General features: G+C 62.2%; 7 protein-coding genes and 1 tRNA gene. 1 reads left to right on the top strand and 7 read right to left on the bottom strand.

The features are described from left to right. Positions 1-3 precede the first annotated feature (3 nt). Positions 4-80 (top strand) — tRNA-Met (locus CMO28_RS06375). 223 nt (positions 81-303) lie between these two features. Here the strand turns inward: CMO28_RS06375 and CMO28_RS06370 are convergent. The 7 genes from CMO28_RS06370 to brxC all read right to left on the bottom strand — a co-directional run bounded on the left by CMO28_RS06370 (position 304) and on the right by brxC (position 18,725). After that, positions 304-1,650: a phospholipase D-like domain-containing protein gene (locus CMO28_RS06370; protein ID WP_086466630.1), complete on the bottom strand. Its 1,347-nt coding sequence runs from the start codon at positions 1,648-1,650 to the stop codon at positions 304-306. 134 nt (positions 1,651-1,784) lie between these two features. Further along, the gene (locus tag CMO28_RS06365) at positions 1,785-4,949 is read right to left on the bottom strand and encodes a UvrD-helicase domain-containing protein (protein WP_086466631.1); all 3,165 of its coding nucleotides are present in this window, start codon (positions 4,947-4,949) and stop codon (positions 1,785-1,787) included. After that, the gene (locus CMO28_RS06360) at positions 4,946-7,648 is read right to left on the bottom strand and encodes a PD-(D/E)XK nuclease family protein (protein ID WP_086466632.1); all 2,703 of its coding nucleotides are present in this window, start codon (positions 7,646-7,648) and stop codon (positions 4,946-4,948) included. Before CMO28_RS06360 ends, CMO28_RS06365 begins: the two co-directional genes overlap by 4 nt. Before the next feature lie 216 nt (positions 7,649-7,864). Further along, positions 7,865-9,913, bottom strand: a complete 2,049-nt coding sequence (gene brxL, locus CMO28_RS06355) for a BREX system Lon protease-like protein BrxL (protein ID WP_086466681.1) — start codon at positions 9,911-9,913, stop codon at positions 7,865-7,867. A gap of 2 nt (positions 9,914-9,915) precedes the next feature. Then, a complete protein-coding gene (gene pglZ, locus CMO28_RS06350; RefSeq protein WP_296711270.1) occupies positions 9,916-12,261 on the bottom strand; it encodes a BREX-1 system phosphatase PglZ type B in 2,346 nt (781 codons plus the stop codon). Then, a complete protein-coding gene (locus tag CMO28_RS06345) occupies positions 12,258-15,797 on the bottom strand; it encodes an Eco57I restriction-modification methylase domain-containing protein (protein WP_296711268.1) in 3,540 nt (1,179 codons plus the stop codon). Before CMO28_RS06345 ends, pglZ begins: the two co-directional genes overlap by 4 nt. Positions 15,798-15,809: 12 nt before the next feature. Then, positions 15,810-18,725: a BREX system P-loop protein BrxC gene (gene brxC, locus CMO28_RS06340; protein WP_296711265.1), complete on the bottom strand. Its 2,916-nt coding sequence runs from the start codon at positions 18,723-18,725 to the stop codon at positions 15,810-15,812. Positions 18,726-18,796: the final 71 nt, after the last annotated feature.

Genomic DNA, 18,796 nt, shown 5'->3' with positions numbered 1-18,796 from the left:
TGACGCGGGGTGGAGCAGCCCGGTAGCTCGTCAGGCTCATAACCTGAAGGTCGCAGGTTCAAATCCTGCCCCCGCAACCACTTTCGTTATAACTCCATAGAATGCGAGATATAACAATCACTTAGGCCGCCGCGAGGCGGCCTTTGCTTTGTCCGCTTCCCCGTGACCTGCCACTAAACTTTCATCCAGCGGCGACTGGAACTCTATTGCTGTTTACACCAATCGGCGCGAGTTGAGCAATCACATGACGCGCGGGGCTGTCATCTCGTGCAGCGCGGCGGGCGATTGCTTCGACTCGCTCACTCACTCGACATGTATGGTGACGTCATAGCCCAGCGAGCGGAGCGCTTTCGATGTGCGTCCGTTTCTCGGAGGAAACCGATCAGGTAAAGCCCAACCCACGAGTTCCCCGAGGGCACTTATCCCAAGGCCATCGATTTTCCACTTCGGATCGGTCACTGCTTGCCAGAGACGCTCAGGTAGCTGTTCGTTTGACCCCCCATACAGTACGTGTTGGAGCAGGTCGCTGACACGGGCACCGCCAGACGAACGGTCATTCCAGATGCGCTTTGAAAGCGCGGCGACTTTCTCTGGTATCGTATAGGGGGTGCTATCATCGGCGAGGCTCACCGCCTTGTTCGGAACCCGTCGCGCGTAATCCTTGATCGCGTGCACGCCCAAGCAGATGTCCTGGAACTCTGCATGCGTCATTGATCCAAGACGTTCCGCCGTCAGCGAGGAACGAAGAAGGGGGGCCGTGATGTTTAGCATCTCATCTTCGTTCGATGGCGCCGTTGGCAACCTCCGCCACCAATCTATCGCCTCAAAGAGAGCCCCCTCCCGACGCCCCTTGTTCAGCTCATAGAACGCGGCGTAATTGGCTTTTCGCCCGTCGAAGGTGCGCTGGTAATAGTGCGCGTGGAGAAACTGATCTGTCTGAGCCCCGACGGGAGCAGACTCGCTGATCCATGCGGGCCGGTTTTCAGGAAGGCTGATTTTCGTCCCGATGTTGCGAAGATCCTGAAGTGTTGAGTGCCACTCTTCGAGGAAGGCCTGGCGTCTCCTATCGCTGGCACTCTTCGGGGCGGTTTGTACGAGGCCTGACCATTTCGTAAAGCTTGGACTCGCCCAGAAGCTCTTGGGATCCGGCATCGCTGCAGCCAAGGCTTTCGCCCGTTGGGTCATCTCGCGAATTAATTCCTCTGTCAGCGGGGTTGAGTGCGCGTCAAGCGTGGCAAACAGATCAAGAAGATCGCTACCCATTTCGTCGGAGATCTCTTCCTCAGAAAAGAAGCATCCGGCTTCGACATTCTTGTACCACGCGCTGCCGGTCAGATTGGCAGAGCCAATGTACGTACCCACTCCGCGCCACCAGATGACCTTGGCATGGTGATGTTGGACGAGACGGCATACGAAGTTCGGAGATTTCTTGCTCAGGAAGCTTGCGAGGATCGGTACGCTAACTGCGACGCAATCATCCAGCCGGCCATAGAATTTGAGCGGAATCTTATTTTGCCAGCACCAGTCAAAGAGCAGAGAGGCGTCCGTAGCATATGCCACGGCGGCCAGAACCTCCTCGGTATCGCGCGAACAGTTTTCGGTGATATTTCGGAGGTAGTGGCCATTGATGCCGCCCATTATGAGTCGCATGGGCCGGGCCCCTTCTGTTTCGACTTCGGACGACAGCTCACACTGATACTCGTTGTGATGAGGTGTGTAGCTCTGCCGTCCATCGTCGCTCCAATTTAGCTCCAATCCGTTGCAATGAACCGCTTCAAACCGGATCAAGCGAGATTAACCTCGAATACAACACCCACGATAGGCATGTGGATGAATGCGGTTTGCACGGATTTGCTAGTCGCCTGGGTAACCATTTGGCCATAAAGCCTGAGCTGAGGTGTGAACTCTTGAGCCTTCTCTAGCCACGTATCTGGTGCGCCAGGGAAGGTCTTGTGATCGAAGATCACGAAGCCGTTGTCGGTCTCTAATAAGAGGTCGATGCGGCCGCTGGCGCGCTGATCGCCGATACGGCTGAACACCGGCACCTCTTTGTGTCGTCGGGCTTGTGGCCAGCGGTCGGCAACGAATCGCTCGAGGCGATCACTGGCCTCGATCAATGATGCAGGCTGCATGGCGCCGCTCACTCCCCACCGATCGAGAATGTCGCTCGCCATCACCTCGCGCTCCGCTAGCGGTCGGCTGGTGCGATCGGCTGCCAGAAATCCGTGAACCGCTTCGCCCAAAAGGCGCATATCCGGACTTCCGGTTATGGGGAGGCGCGAACCGATTTCGATGGGTGCCTCCGCTACGCCCGAGCTGCTGACTTCACCCTCAACCAGGAGCGCGCTTGGTAACAGCCATGCTGGTGGGTACTTGGGTGGATCGCCCGTGAGAAGGGGAGGCCCATACCAGGCGATCGCCTCGGTTCCGCCTTGCGGGATCGCCGGTGCAAGCGCGGTCACCGACTCGACGACCATTGTGAAGGTCTGGCCGTCCACGTTCAGTTCGACCTCACCGTTTGCCTGCGGCAGTGTGAGCACCGAAGTTCCGTCATCCCGGGTCAGCAGATCGATCCAGGCTGAAGGCGTTGACGGTCGGGTGGCGAAGACCAAGTAATCGCGCGCTCGGGTCATACCCACATAGAGCAGCCTGACAAGTTCTGCGATCTCGGCCTCCGTTCGGGCCTGGGCCTGCGGGCTTGCCGCCGCCGTCGCATCGAGATGGACGTCCTTGGCCTGATCGCCGTACGGCCAGGGCCAAAAGCGAATCCAGCGTCCCGCCAGCGGATTCCAGGCATCCAGTCCGTCTTCGGGGGCTTCTGAATAGACGCCGAAAGGTGACCGTTTTGCTCCATCCTGAAGGTCAAGCAGGATAACGACGGGCCACTCCAGGCCCTTTGCGCGATGGTACGTGAGAACCCGGACGGCATCGTCACCTTCGAAGGCGGGGCGCTCACCGCCGTTTTCCAAGCCTTTTGCGAAGTGTGCGATGAGCCCCGCGGCAGTCGCCGCGCCCCGCGTGGCGCGGCATGCATCCTCGTACAAGAGCGCTACCTTCCGCAGGGCGTCCAGATTCGCTAAGCGTTCGCCTGCGCGGTCCCACCGCCGAACGAGCTGATCGATACGGGCCGCCGCGATGGCCGTCTCGAGTGCTTCGGCAGGCGTCAAGTGAGCCAGGTTACCGCGTTGCTCATCAAGGGCGACGACTGCTTCGCACCGGGCCTTTAGCACATCTGCGCCTTCGGTCAGCCACACGGCCAGCCAGTCGTCGTTTCCTTCAATGAAGTGCGCAAGCTCGGCGATCGCGAGCGTGTCCGCCGGGTCAACCAGGTAGCGCAAGGCGGCAATCGCCAAGACCGCTTCCGGTGTGTCGAGCAGACCATCTCTCGGCATGGCCGCGAGAATGCCGCGTGCGCCAAGGGCATCGGCTACGGTTTTGCACCGTTCGTTCTGGCGACAAAGAACCGCGATATCGCTTGGCTTCAGTGGTCGAGTGGTGCCGTCGGCGCGATTGACAACCGGAGTGGCTTCGGGTGCTGCCAGCAGCGCGTGGATGCGCCCCGCCATAGCTTCCAGTGCAGTCGGCCAGCTCTTACCCTCCAGCATCCAGTGATGAAGGGCTGGACCAAAGCTCGGCGGTTCGTCTCGATGGATCTTTGGGATCACCACCTTGTCCGCCGGTACGCCCTTTGGCGGAAAGGCCAAGGCAAACACGGAGTTCGTGAACCGCACGAGGTCAGGCCGTGAACGCCGGGAGGTATCGAGCATCTCCTCCCCACCTCCCGTGGCTGGTCTGATTTTCTCGATAACAGCATTTACAAGTGCCGGATCAGTCTGCCGGAAACCGAAGATGGCTTGCTTCTGGTCGCCGACCCAGAGAGAGCGCTTGACCGCTTTGGCCAACTCCAGAAAAACCGCCAGCTGGATGGGGCTGGTGTCCTGAAACTCATCCACCATTAGAAGGTCGAAGCGTTCGCGCATGCGGGCGCGAATGTCAGGTTGGCGCAGCAGATCAAGTGCAAGCGCTTCCTGATCGGTGAAGTCGAGCAGACCGCGCTCCCGCTTGAACTCTGAGAAATGGTCCAGTGCCTCTGCCGCACAGGCAAATGTGAGTTCGATGAACATCCGGATATCAGTGTGAAGACGCGGGTGGCCCGGATGACGCGCGGCGATGTCTCGCACCTCCTGGAGGAAGGGCTCCGACGCCTTCGCGGCCTTGAGCTTCGACAACCGAGCCCACGCGTCCCATGCCAGGGGTCTGCCGCTCGCCATCTGTGAGGCCGCCGTACGCAGCACACTCAGGGATCTTGCTGTTGTGCTCGTTGAATCCCCGCCGGCTTCGATGTCAGCGATGCATTTCCGAACGGCTGTTAGCAAAGCATGATTCAGCTCATCGGCCGTCGCGGAGTTCGCGGCGGGCATGAGAAGTGGCTCCATCCCCTGCCAGGACTTGGCTGCAAAATCGGCGAACTGCTTTGCGTCGAGCCCGCTACCGCGAGCCAAGCGAACGATCTCAAGTACGGTCGTGGGCCAGTCATCCTGGCGCAGTCGTTCGGCGATGGGATCAATGCGATCAGAGAACTTCTGTATGGCCTCCTCGGTCGCCAGGCGAAACAAGGAGTCAGCCATTTCAGGGGCGATCACCTCAGCGACCGGCGACAGGCCTCCATCGATCGCGAAATCTCCGACGAGGCGCCCGCACACGCTGTTCACTGTGCCAACCAAGCCCGCCAAGGCGGATTGAGCGGCATCGGCGTGCCCTTCTTGAATGAGACGGGCGCGCACTCGCTCCAACAGCTCGGACGCCGCCTTGACCGTGAAAGTCGTCGCAATGATGCGGGCGGTCGACATCGCGCTTTCGGCAGCCTCAACGTACTCCGTACTCAATCGCCAGGTTTTGCCCGTGCCTGCGCCAGCGCTCACAACGGAGATCGGCCCCATACCATTCATGATCGACCTCCCTTGATCGAGGCGCCGCACAATGGGCGGTAGTCACAGAATCGGCAGCCGGGTTCGACCTGAGGCATCGGATCAACGTCGGCATCGTCGGGACCTGGCTCGACTCCTCGGACCAGGATTTCACCTTGCTCCAGCTGTGCCATTCGATGATCGTAGGCGTGCTGGAGCACGTACCACGTCTGCTTGAGATCGGAGCCGGGCACATGGTGAGCGGCCGGGAATGGATGCGGGCTCGTGAAGAGCAAGGTCTGCTGCCGCAGCATGAAGTACCCGGCGCCGATCGCCCTGCGGCCGGCCTGCTCCTCAAGCCAAGCGTATGCGGCCAACTGAAGAGCGCGGCCCTCCTGTATCTCCTCTCGACGATATTTGTCCCGCCTCGACCATTTGAGATCGAGAACAACGGATCTGCCGTTTGCATCCTGAAGAACGAGATCGAGGTAACCGCCAAAATCCTGGCCCGGCGCCAAGCTCACGACGACCTCTTCCTCACATCCCCTGACGGTCAAGCCGGCATCGGAAATCATCTGGACCAGCAGGCGGATTGATGAGGACACGCGCGCTTTGGCTCGTTCATACTCGACGGCATAGCCTGGCCTCAGCAACGGAGCGGCGATTGTGAGGGCAAGGCTATCGAATAGCCGTGCAGCCTCGTTTGCCGCGTCATCCGGCAGCCAATTCTTTCGTTGAGCAAAGAGATGCTCCACGACAGCATGAGCGAGAACACCAACAAGCTGCTCGTCGTCAGGCAGCACATTGAGTACGCTCGGGCGAATTCTTGCTCCGTACTGCAGCGCCCACGCAAGCGGGCACTCAATCAAGGTTTTGATGCTGGTGATCGATTCCATAGATCTGCGCGAGAGCGCGCACGCGGACAGCGTCCACTTTCGCCTGGGAGAGGGTAGGGGCATCGGGCCAACGGCTTGCCGCTTGATCACGCGATCGGCCAGCTGCGCTGTGCCAGCCACGGTAATCGATCGAGCCGGAAACCTTGCCTTCCCAACGGCTCTTAGGGGTTCTAATTGCGCAAAAATTTCATGCCACAAAGGATGTGCCTCGGCAGCTTCACCACGGAGTTGACGGGGCATTACGAGGATCGCCCGCGATCGGACATTGAAGAGTGCTTGTCGCCAGCTGGCGGCCTCACGCAGGATCATGTCCTCGGCTGGCTCGATGCGGATATCGGCGGTGGCGAGTGCCGCAAGCTCGACATCAGACCATGGCAGTCGCGGAGGCGGTGTAATTTCGCCGGCAAACCCCCACCAGACGAGGGAATCGGTCATGCCCCAGAGCTGTCCAGGCTGATCAACGATAGACCAAGGGGCCGCCTCCTCGGTTGCTACTGGCGCAGCCGCGCCTTCGGCGGTTACAGCATCGATTAAGCGGCCAAGCTGGACCGGGGCAACACGAGGCGACCCTAGGGCCGCGATCGCCTCGCTGAGGGCGACCGCGTGCGAAGCCGCCGTCAGAAACAGAGGGTCGTCGTCACTTTGGGCAATGCCGGCTGACCATTGCGCAATGCGACGGCACACGCCCTGTACCACCTGCACAGGAATTCCATCGGTGCGTCGAAAGCGCTGGGGTTCAAGCCAAAACCGCCATTCCGCTTGAGCTTTCTCAATTTCCTTTTTGACCGTCGGATCGTCCAATCCGTCGTCCCGCTTCCACCCCGTCAAGTCGTTCACGCAGGTCTGCCAGGCATCGGTCCATAGTTCTCCCCCGATGCCTGGCTCGTTCATCAGAGCTTGCGCGAATCTGCGGGACACAAACCGGGGAAGAGGGCAGCGCGGCAGGCTCAGGAACTCGAGGATCCTCGCAGGCTCAATGGGATCCCATAAGATTTCCAGTGCCAAAGGCAGGACCTGGAGGGCGCTGCGCTGTGCGGAAGACTCGGTCCAGCCCGGACGCGGCAACCCTAGCCTTTGACATGCTGCATCCAGGGCGGGGCATCCTGTTCCGCGGATGATGACTGTTTCGCCGTTGTCTCCCGAGGCAAGCCAAGCCGCCACTGCGTCAGCGGCTTGCCACTCATCGTCAGCGTCAAGGACGATAAGACTTCCATCTCCTGCGAATTCAGAAGCCTTACCCCCGTTTAGCGATCTCTGGATGGCCGCGAGATCGGAGTCCCCCATGGGCTTGGGCGCTTCCAACGCCTGAATGTCGACGCCTTTGGCCCGCAACTCAGTCAGCAAGCGTCGCCAGAGCGGAGGAAAGCGTTCCTCCGGTGACGTCACTTCGATTCGTTTGATCGGCAGATCGGCCCCATCGCGCAGACCATCCAAGATGGCCTGCAGCCTCTCACCCAGGCTTGTGCCCAAAGGGAGGCCATTGGCGGCCTCCAAGGATGCCATCGTGTCAAGGCGGGCTCCCCCACCGTCGATTGGCTGGCCATGCCAGCCGGCGGCGTAAAGCTCATCACGCCAAATGAGCAACTGCTTGGCTGTCGACCATGCGTCACGCGCGAAGGAGCGAGAATAGAAGCGGGCTCCGTCATCGAGTCCTCGCAGCCGTCCCTGGTACCGCGCAATGCGAACAGCCGCGGGCGTGCTGGGGCCGGCGAGCCCGAGGGGAGCCTCAAGAAGGCCAAGGAGGCCGTGCGGGCCGACAACGGGTTGACCTATCGCCGCCGCTGACGCCGTTGCCGTTAGGGGGTGGCAAGGGCCATCAAGCTTCCATCCGAAGATAATCTGCATAGACGCCCCCCCATTCTTGAGGCAGATGTGCGGGCGAACCCACTCCGCTCATAAAAGTGAACTATATCAACTCGGCAAATGACCCGATTCGGATCGTAAATCGGTAACTGAGATGCCGGTCTTCCTTGATCGCGTCAGCAACTTCGACCTCCAGTAACTTGTCTCTTATCAGACGCCCGATCCTGTCTTGTGTGTAGAGAATCGTTAGCTGGATCCCTATTCGACAAGAGCCTTGAAGACGGCGTCCGACCCGTCCTTGTAAAACTCGATGCTGATCTTCGTCCAAAGCTCGTCGGGAAGATCGTTCAGCTGCCGGCGTGCGGAAACCGGCATCAGAAGGGTCTGAGCTTGCTTGTCGATAGCGAGCTCGGCGATCCTGACTGCGTTCGGGATCATTTCGATCGAGCCCCCGAGATTCAGAGCGCCCACGACCATCGTTCCCCCTCGCGTGTTTCGGCCGAGCACGGCGCCGCAGAGGGCGACGAGCACGGGCACGCCGAGGCCCTCGCCGGACTTGTCCGTGTCCAGGGGCCGCATCTGGATGGTGAACTCCTCTTCCCGCGGGTTGCGGTCGCCCACCAGCTCTTTCGCCCTCGTGTACAGGTTCTGTTCGCCGACGCGGACGCTCTCGCGAAACGCCGGCGGGGTCGGCTGATTGAGAATTCGCACGCCACTACCCGGACCGCAGGTGACCTCGATGCGGTAGAGGCCGGGGCCGGTCTCGGACGTGCCGAGACTGACACCCCAAACCTGGCCCGGTGGCAGAGGATCACTCTCGATCGCTTCGTCGCTGTGGAGCTCAGGCGTTGCGACGAACTGCTCCACGCCCTCGGGCCCGAGAATGTAGCTGAAGTGTGTGTTCCGGAACTCGCTTTTGAAAACGCGTCTCTGCTGCTCCTTCACGCGGCGCCGCGCTTCGAGCGCGATCCGGACCATCCATTCCAGATCTTCGTCGGAGATCGGCATCTCGGGATCGGGGAAGAGCAGCTTGGTCAGGCCGCTGACCGTCTTGTTGACCGCCTCGATGTCGCGACCGCTGAGCGCGCCGCCGAGATGGACGCGCCCCTGCATGAACGAGATTCTGTTGCCGCTGCGGAGCCGGCTCCAACCCTCGCTCAGGAAGTCGCTTACGAGCCCGAAGTGGTCCGTGAGGTGCTCGCTCGGCTTCAGCTTCGGGTAATCCCAACCCGGCGCGTAAGCGTGAATGCGGTCCATGAAGGCGGTGTCGTCGCGCATCTCCGGCGGCATCGGGCTCAGCAGATGGCCGATTTTCTGCTGTTGCTCCACATCCACGTCGAGGTTGCCGACCATTACAATGCTGCCTTCGGCGCGGATGTTCTCCTTGGCCCGGCTGAACTGGCCTGAGGCCATGTAGCCCTTCATGATGTTCACGCCGTCCTTCTGATCGAAGGAAATACCTGATACCTCATCGAAGCAGACGACGTCGTACTGGCAGACTAGGCCGCGTTGCCCGGTCGCGTTGTTCACGAACATCTTGGCGACAGTCGCCTTGCCGCCGGAGATGAGATGGGCGTAGGGCGATATCTGCTGGAACAAATGGCTCTTACCGGTGCCGCGCGGGCCGAGCTCCACGAGGTTGTAGTTGCGCTCCACGAACGGCACCATGCGGAGCAAGGCGACGCGCTTCGCCCGCTCGCTGAAAGCCGATGGCTCCAGACCGATGGATCGCAGCAGGAAATCAGCCCATTCGGCGGTGGTGAAGGCGCGCCGGCCCTTGATGTAGATGTCCAGGACATCGGACTTTGACATCTGGATCGGCCGCAACGCGTCGACCTTGAAGGGGCGCCCGCCCTTTTCCTGCGCGATGATCCCGTCGTAACTGAGCGTCACTTCGGCATAAAAGCCGTCGGTCAGCATGCGCTCGTTCTCGCGCACCATCTCGTCATCGATGCGGACATCGCGAAGCACGAGGCTTGGCAGCTCGGCGACGTAGCAGTCATTCTTGGCGTCGAGCCGCGCCTTGAGCATGTCGATGATCTTGACCGATCCTGTCTCGCGCGCGCGTGCCTTGAAAAGCTCCTCCTCGCCGGTTCGGACGGTGCGGTCCTTGAGCTGCTTCTCAACGATCTGCAGGCCTTCGGCGATCTCTTCCGCGTCGACGCTCGCGCAATAGCGGCCCAGCAGGAACTCGACCACGTAAGTCGGAACCGGGTATTGCCGGGAATATTTCTGCACCAAGTCCTTGCGCACGAGGTAGCCGTCGAAGACGGATGCCGCGAGCTTGTCGAGATGGTCCAATTCCATCGTCATGTTTCTTCTCCGACGGTCGTCGGCTTGTTGTCGAGCACCCGTCCCGTTTGATCGAAGACGACGACCGAGGCCGCAGCACCTTCATGGCTGTCGTCGGACACAGCAAGGCTCGTTTCGCCCGTCGAGCCGAGTTCCTTTGGGGCCGCGACGATGCTTGTCTTGGCCTGCTTCCAGTTCAGCCGCAGATCGACCTTGAGCCCCGAAACATTCGTCTCGACCGCGACCCGGCAACGCATGCCGCGCCAGCTGATCTCGGTGATGCTGGCGGCGACGGCTGCTTCGCCACGCTCGACAATCAGCTCGGGGATCACGCACTCCTGCAGGCTGACGCCGCCATGGGTGTATTCCGTGCTGGCGAGGAATGCGCCGATGCCGGGTGGTGAGGCGATGCGCAGCAACGGATTCCAGTACCAGGGATAGGTCGGCACGGTCGGCGTGGAGCCGCCCTGCACCGCGGCGCACCGCGCCCACTTGGTGGCGACGAGGTACGGCGGCAGATCTACCTTCGGCAGTCCACCGGGCAGCAGCAGCCAGCCGTGATCGGTGACGACGCGGACCGCTCCCCATCCGGCGCTGAGCAAGCCCTCTATGCGGTCGACGATTGCCTCGATCTCCGGATCGAGCTGGCGGATGAGCAGGCTTCCAAGGGAATGTCCCAGTGAGTCGATCTTGCCGATCTCGGCCCACGCGCCGGCCTCGGCGCCGACGGCCATGCGGGCTTCTTCGGCATCCAGCACTTCAACACCCTGTCGCGCCATCGCGTCGCGCAAACGCTGCGCGTTCGCCGGCTTTCCGCTCTCTGCGATCAGCGGGTAGAAGTCCTCGGCGTCGGCGCCGCCCGAGCACGCGCCGTGGGCGGGAGATGCGAGCGGCTTTGCCGTCGCCGTCACGGTGGGGATCGGCGCGACCCGGTGCGACATCCGGGCCTTTAGCCCGCGCGCTTCGAGCCTCTCCAGCAGCATCATACCGAGATCGAGGCGCAGGCCGTCCGCGAAGAGCACGCACGTCTCCCAGTCGGCGGACACGCCAGAGGCCAGCTTTGCGGGGTCGGTGCCGTCCGTCGAAAGGAGCTCCTGGAACCGGCGTGCAGAGCGATCGAGCCAAGGTTCATAAAGCGCCCGCACCACCTTGGTGACGAGGTTGTTCTCATTGCCCGGCTTGAGGCTGGACAGCGCCTCGATCGCCGCGCGATCGCACCGCCAGCCTTCAGAAGCGTAGTCGGCGATCAGTGCTTCGACTGTCGCGCCGCCGAGCGGGCGCCTGGCGGCGCGGGCAAGCCGTCCGAGCGGTTCGAGTGCGACGGCATAGGGGCTTTCGCCGATCTGCGCCCACACCCAGCCGCGCCGCTCCTTGTGTTCTTCGTCGAGGGCGATGATCTTGTCGCAGGCCTGTGCATGGGCAAGATCGACGACCGCTTCCAGCGCGGCGCGCAGCTTGTCTTCCCGCTCGTCGTTCAACCCTGGCCGGCGGGACTGATCGACGAGGCCGAGCAGGTCCTTGGGCCGCGCCTGGCGCAGGACCGCGGAGATGCCCGGATAGAGGTTCGGAGCGTCGCAGAACCGCTGCCACACCTCGTTCCACTTGCCGCCGCCGTGCAGCAGCGCGTCGGCCGCGGCCTGAATCCCGTCCTGATCCGGATCGAAGCCGAACTCGCGGACGCAGACGTCGCGGAAGGTTGCCCAGCGGCCGGCATCGCAGCGGCCCTCGAAGGCCTCCCTGTCGCTCATCCAGGTGAGCAGGTCGCGGATCGGATCGCCGATCGCGAGACGATCGAAATCGTCGGCTTCCAGCCGCCGGCCACGCAATGCCGCAATGGGTTCTTCCGCGAGTAGGGGTAATGCGCGGAGCATCGCATCGCGCGTACGCTGGTCGCGCGCGACATCGAGGCCGAGAGCGTCTTCGGAGGTTAGGATTGCCTCGACAGTCCAGTCCCGCCCGTTCCGCTGATGCCAGACCGCTCCGCGGTACTGAAGCTCAACGAGGGGCATAAGGTGCCGTTCCTTTGCCGGAAAATCGCCGCCGGCGCGAAGGTCCTGCCGCGCGACGTTCGGCAGGTAGAGGATGGGTGCAAGCTCGGGCGCCGGCGAGACGTCCGGCAGCGTCCGCTCGACGATGCATTTGAGCCAGATGACTGGCCCCTGTCGCTCCTCGGGCGCGTAGGGGCCAAGCACGTAGAGTTCCGGCAAGGCCTTCATCAGCGCCGGGAGCAGCGGCTTCCAGTGGCCGTCGGCGTCTGTCCACAGCAGGGCTGCCGGCGGCGCCACGCCGTCCGGCGCGCGCAGGCTCGCAGCGAAGGACGTCTTCAGCGCATCGAGCAGGGTCTCGGGCGAGGCGCTCGTCACGACCTGCCTCCCGTCTCGGCGGCATGGCGGTCGCGCGCCGCCTGCTTGAAGGTGTGGCTGCAGTGCAGGTCGTTCCATCGATTGCCGTCGAACTCCCGGCCGCCAGCGAAATCGACGGCGAGATTGAGATCCTCGGGATCCCAGCCCCAGAACCAGGGATAGTCGTTCCTCTCGCGCTTCGGTTCCTTGCCGCGGTCCTTTTCCCATTTGATCTTCGGTGTCGCGCGCAGGATGCAGGCGGTCTTTGCGCGACCGTTCAGGGGGCGGGCGGTCATGAACGGGCGGATGTTCATCCGCACGCCGTCATTGATATCCGGCTCCCAGCCGATCGGCTGCTCGTGGAGCGGCTTCCAGCGGACGAAGATGTCGTAGGGCGGCTCGCCCTCCAGAATCTTGATCAGCTCCGCGCGTAGGTGCTCGGCATGGGCGAGGCGCGCGTCAGCGCCCTCGACACCGGCCTTCTGCTCGGCACGCTGGCGATCGATCCAGTCGCCGAGATAGGAGTAGATCAGCTTCTCCAGCGTGCGCCGGCCCTCGCCGCCGGGTGCTGTAAGACGATGGTAGTTGACGAGCGCGTGGAACCCGTCCCGCCGGCCATCCCACACGTGCCAGACGAAGGGGCGTTGATGGAATAGCGCGCAATGCTGCTCGAAGAAGCCGTCACGCAGCCAGTCGTCCAGTGTCTTGCCGGCGAAGCCAGCATCGGCCAAGAGGCTCGCAAGCTTGGCTGCTGACCACTCGGCGCCGAAGGCATCGGCGAGCAGAGTGGTCAGCCGCTCATGCGCTGGCGCTTCGCCTTTGGTGGCATTGAGGCATACGATGCCGTCGGAATCGGCATGTTTTTCAAGACCGTCAGATTCAACAGCAGGGCAGCCACTGAAGCTGGAACCAGTTTGGCGCGGCCACTGGTACCCAACAAGTCGTTCTACTGCGACTGATAATGGTGCGTCGGCTCCTTTAGGTTTACCGTCAAATAACCATTGTGTTGGGTCGAAAGAATGAGGTTTAGGAAGCCCATGTGGATATTTCTCGGCAGCTATGCGCTCCCATTTCCGAAGATCAAATGGAATCTTTACGAGTGTTCCATTAGCGACAATGACGTTGTGATCAAGTTCCCTGACAAGATCATGAAATTCTCGACTACTACACAATGCCCACAGGGCCGGTAAAATCTCTTCGGACTGTGGAACGATTGCAGCCAGTGCTTTTTCGTGTCGTTCACCAGTGTATATTGTGGCCTTCAGATCTCTCATCAGGCCAACAGCAATTCCCAATCGGCCCCAAGCCTGTTGGCCGCTTTGATCTTGGTTGTGGATTTGATCGCGCTCAGCCTGCGTCATACCCCGGACATGGTTGGTTCCATAATCCCAAGCAACCACATGTTCGCGACCACCCCAGAGTCTCGTTGACTCGACCGTTCCTTGCTGAAAGGCCCAACCAGACTCTTCCCTTGGGAACTCCCAAAAACATCTCCCATAATGTGGATAGTCTCCAGTTCCCAAACCTAGGTACGATGCGCAATACTTTGACAATCGAGCACCATCAGTCACTTGGTCGATCGAAATTCGATGATCGGGGCTAGCGATCTGGTCGCGCTGGTGAAGGATCGCTGGACGTGCGTTCTGGAGAAACAGCGATTTCTGTTCTGGTGAGCCGCCGTCGCTGGCGTTTGCTCCAAAGAATGCGTGCTCAGCCGTTGGCTTTGCTGATGTGACGATGATCATGGCAGTGAAGGCGCCAGCCGCCTGAGGGCTTTCAAACCCGTGCTCGCCAAGTCGCGCGACAGAATTCAATCTGATTTTGTTGAGGAGGCTTCTGCGAAGGCTCTTATACGTATTCAGGAAAAGCCAATTCTGAGGTGTAACAATTGAAACAGTTCCCTCCGATCCGGAAAGGAAGAGGCAACGCTCGACAAAACACGTTGCAACGTCGGCTTTCGCATTCGGAAAAGTAGACTCGCAATAGCTGCGAAGCAGATCATCCTGCTTGCCCCGGCCAAGATACGGGACGTTTGTGGAGACTAGGGTAAATTGGCGAGCAAGTATCTCCGCGGCCTTCGCCATACCCTGCGCCGCAACCACGATTTCACGCGCTTCGTCCGTGTCGGACGCAGCCAGGATCGACGCGAGAAGCGGCTCCAACTTATCGAAGCCTTCGCGGAAGATATCGGCGCTGGCCCGACGTGGGTCGATCAGGCTGCCAAGCCACGGTGCCTTGGCGAAGAGATCGTAGAGTGCCTCAAGGCCGTTCTTGACCCGCTCTTCCAGCCCGACTGTGAGAAGATTCGTTTCGACGCCGAGCAGGTCTCGTTTCGCCGCCGGGTCGGCTGCCGTCACAGCCTTCTCCGCGAGCCGCAGCCACTCGGCCTTCGTGACGCCGATGGCGAGGCCCGAACAGGCGAGGTTGAGCCTCGGCAGCGGTCGGTAGCCCACCATGCGCCAGGCGGCGAAGGCGAGATTGAAGGCCGCGATCTGCGTGCAGCGCTGGTCGATCTCCAGGCCGAACAGATTGTCGCGCAGCACCGCCTCGACCGCGGCCTCGCGGGTCAGCCCTTCCTGGGCCATGCGGAACGCGACCAGGATCGGCAGGGCGAAGACCAGGAAATGGCCCGAGCCCATGCAGGGGTCGAGCACGGTGATGTCCTTGACCGCCTTGGGCCAGCCGTCAAACGTTCCGGCTGCCGGCCGCCAGGGGCCGTCATCACCGCCATCATTCTTGTCGCGCACGAACCGCAGATAGGTCCATTCGACGTCGCCGACCCTGCAGGCCGCGCGCAGCTCGTCCTCGCTCTTTGCCGAACTGGCGAGATTGGGGTTATCCGCCAGCACCTTGCCGGCCCACCAGGAGCCCAGCGTGTTGTGCAGCAGGAAGAGGACCATGTAGTCCTCGGTGAAGAGCTGGGTGACCGCCGGCAGCTCGTCGGCACCGATCTTGGTCCCCGACTTGTTGACCTCGTCCTTCCGGTCCGCCTGCCAGAACTGGTAGACCCACCCCAGGCTATCGTCGGCGAGGAACACCTCCTGCGGCAGTGCCTTCAACAGGTCCTCGAGTTCCGAGCGCGTCTCCGCCGGCAGGGCTACAGCCAGCACCGGATCGTCCTTGCGGAAGATCTGCGGCAGCATCCGCTCGGCATAGTCGCTCGCCAGCTCCAGCCAGTCCGCGCCCTGTTCGCGCGCGAGCTCGCGGGCTTCGTCGAGGCTGATGGCGACCCCCGACTCCGGCTCGATCAGAAGGTCGGTTTCGGCCAGGAAGCGGGCGAACAGCATGCGGTGCCAGTGCTCGTAGGCGCATTCCTGCATGAGTCGGCCCATCGCCTGCGTCCCGCGCTTCGAATCGCGATGGTCGCCGAGCTGCCGACCATGGGCGCGCAGGCGATTGCGCAGCGCTCGCGCCTCTGGCGTCATCGCGCCCCACGGCTCGTGATGGTGCACGGCAAGCTGCTCCAGCACCTTCCTAGCGCCCGTCTCGGCGACGCGCCGCGCCTGACGGACAGTGCGTTCCAGCTCCCTGCGGAGGTCGCGCGCGAGCGAGGCCATGCTATATCCTCCTTAGTTCACCAGCACCGGGCCGTTCTCGATCGCCTCGATGAGGATCTTCTTCTGGCGCTCGATCCAGGCTTCAACCTCTGCCGCATCGCGCAAGGTGGCGCGTTCCAGGGAGATCGTCTGGACCTTGGGCAGCAGGAGTTTGGCGGCCTGCTCGATGGCCCGTGCAACACGACCGGGGATCGCGTCGATCTCAGCCTGCGCGTTTACCAGAGGCCTCTGGTCGAGATGGTTGGCCAGCGCTTCGTTGGTCGCGACTTCGGGTTTCGTCTGCGGCTTCAAGCCGACGGCAGCCTTGATCGCCTCCTGGTCAGCCGCCGGGACCTGCTTCCACACATCATTCCCATCGAGGGAACGCATCGCATTTTGGAACGCATCCTGGTGCGCAGCGAAGCTGTCCTGCACGGCTTTGCGCAGAAGGTCGCCCAACGCACCGCGGATGCCACTGGCCGGATCGGAGTTGTCGAGCAGAAGCCGCTGGCTCCGCACCGCCTCGATCTGGTCGAGATGCGGCTTGGCCGCCTCGATCGACGCGGCATGCCGCTCCAGCCGTTCGATCAACTGCCATTTGGGCAGCCGCTCGGCGATCAGGCTCTTCGTCGCCGACCATTGCTTGATCTTTTCTTCCCATTCGGGAGCCTTGTTTTTGATCGCGACCAGCTGCTCGTTGCCAATGAGCCGCTGGATATCCTCGATTTCGGTCACGGCCGGTGAAGTGGGAAAGGGGGCATCGCCACCCGCCGACCGCGCTAGCTCTATCAGCTTGGCCAAGAACTCGCCTGCGCGCGCACCCTCTTCACCGCCCTTGCAGGGCACCCCGAGCAACTGGAACAGCTTGCGCAGTACCAGGCGGTCCTGGACCGACAGGGTCGCCTGCTCGACGCGGAACTCGGCCTTGGAGATTTTGTTCTGGTCGAGCTGGCCGAGGGGAACGGCGGCTCCGTTCAGCGTTGCGGTGATGTGCTGCGAGCGGTGTAGGGCGATGAGTGCGGCATCTACGGCGTCGCGCGGCCAGCCAAAGGGCGTGCCACCGAGGACCTTGCGAATGTCCGCGCCTGTCTTACCCGCGCCGATGGTGGTGATGACCTGCTGACAGACTGGGTGCTTCTCGGTGGCGTCGGTGTGGCCTGTTGGTTGGAACGGGTGATCCGCGCCGTCGCGCGCCCGCTTGATGACGGCCGCCCACGCCGCACTGTCCGCCTCCTTGAACCGGGGAAACATGCGCACCAGGGCGTCGTCGGTCGCGGTCTTGATGCGGTCGTCCAGGGTGGAGAGCAGCACTTCGCTGCCCCCGCCTTGGTAGACCTTGGCGTTTGCGACGATCTCGCGAACAAGCCGATCGCGATCGCCGACGGCGCGGGCACGCCGGCTGTCCATGCTCTGTCTGGCTTCCTGTCCCTCGGGCGAGGTCGGATTGCCTTTCGCGTCGAGGGTCTGTTGCGCCGCATCGGCCTCGACAATCAGACGACGAAGGTCGTCGGCCGACTGGCGCGGGATGAAGAGGTAGAGCACGGGGCTGTCGGCTCCGGCAGCCCGGGCCGCATCAAGCACATCCTTCTCGGCTGCGCTCCAGCCATCTCGGATCCAGATCGGGATGCCGCCGCCATCGACTATCGGCGGCGTCGCCTCGCGATGCACTATGAACTGGCGCGGCTCCTTGGCGGCGCCCTGAACGATACGGAGGCCACGGATGATCTTGTCGATCTCCCCGTACAGCAATTGATCGCGCTTGAACTGGATCGCTGCGTCGTCGTTGTTGAGCTTGGTCTGGCGGTTGCGGAACTCGCGGTCCCATTCGCTGCCCTCGCGAGTCTGCAGGCGATACTCCTCGCCAACCGGCATGAGGACACCCTGGTCCGAGAGCTCCTTCAGCATCGCCTCGACGTCGCTGCGCAGTTTGCCGTTGTCGGCCGCTAGATCATCGATGAGGAGGTCGGCAATGTGCTCGCTGGTCGCGCGCACACCGATATCGGCACCGGCCTCGCGCTTCAGCTTGCCGATGAGGAAGACGAGGCCGCAAATCCGCTGCGCGAGCGCACCTTCCGTCCGGCCGACCTGGATGATGCGTTCGTTGATCTCGCGGAGTAGAACGCCCGTGTTGACCATTTCCGGCGCCAGCGCATCGAACAGCTCATCTCCGGGCACGACGGTGCCAAGCGAGCGATCCGACAGCTTGGCGATCGCGTCATGGATGATCCGCAGCTGCGAGCGCAGCTGGCTGTGGGTTCCGGCGGCGTCGATCTGGCGGAAGCAGTCCTCCCAGAAGCGACGACGCACCGGCAAGAGCGGGTAGTCGTCGACAATGACGCCCCGATCTTCAACCGTCTCGCCGATTCGCGTGCCCTGGAGCTGACGCGACACCTCGCCGGCATGCTTATCCAGCAATGAGCGCACGTCGCCGACCGCCGATGGCTTCTTCTGGAGCAGCACCTTCCGCGTGACCGTCTCCACCTCGGCGTCGGATAACGGCACGCGGATCGTGAAGCGATCCATCAACTTCTGGAGCAGAGGCACATCGGTGAGCGCGCTCTGTCCGGCGCCTACGATCATCACATGGCTGTCGAGCTGCTTTGAGACGGCTTCGGCGACCTCGGTCACGAGCACGGAGCGATCGTTGGACTCGCCGATGTACTGCTGTGCCTCGTCGAGGATGAGGAGCGTGCAGGGCAGGCGACCGTCCTTGCCGACCAGGCGGAGCGCATCCTTCGCGGTTCTCAGGAACTGGTCGGTCGTAATGTCAGACGTCTGGGGTGGAAATTGCGCTCTCAGCGCTTGCCGGGCCTCAGCTTCGTTCGTGGCGAAGTCGGGCTCGCAGGCGAGGACAGCACGGGCAATCGGCCCACTGACGTAGAGATTGTTGAGTTCGCGATCGAAGGACCTGCCGGCGGACTTGAGAACGGCGGTGAGAAAGTCGACCACGGTAGCGGCGGGATAGTCCCGCTGCGGGCGGCGTAAAAGTCGTCCACTTTTCCCTTTTCTGCGTGGCGCAG

This window comes from Tistrella sp. (genome assembly GCF_002684955.1).
GTDB lineage: Bacteria > Pseudomonadota > Alphaproteobacteria > Tistrellales > Tistrellaceae > Tistrella > Tistrella mobilis.
This window is presented reverse-complemented; position numbering and strand designations above follow the sequence as displayed.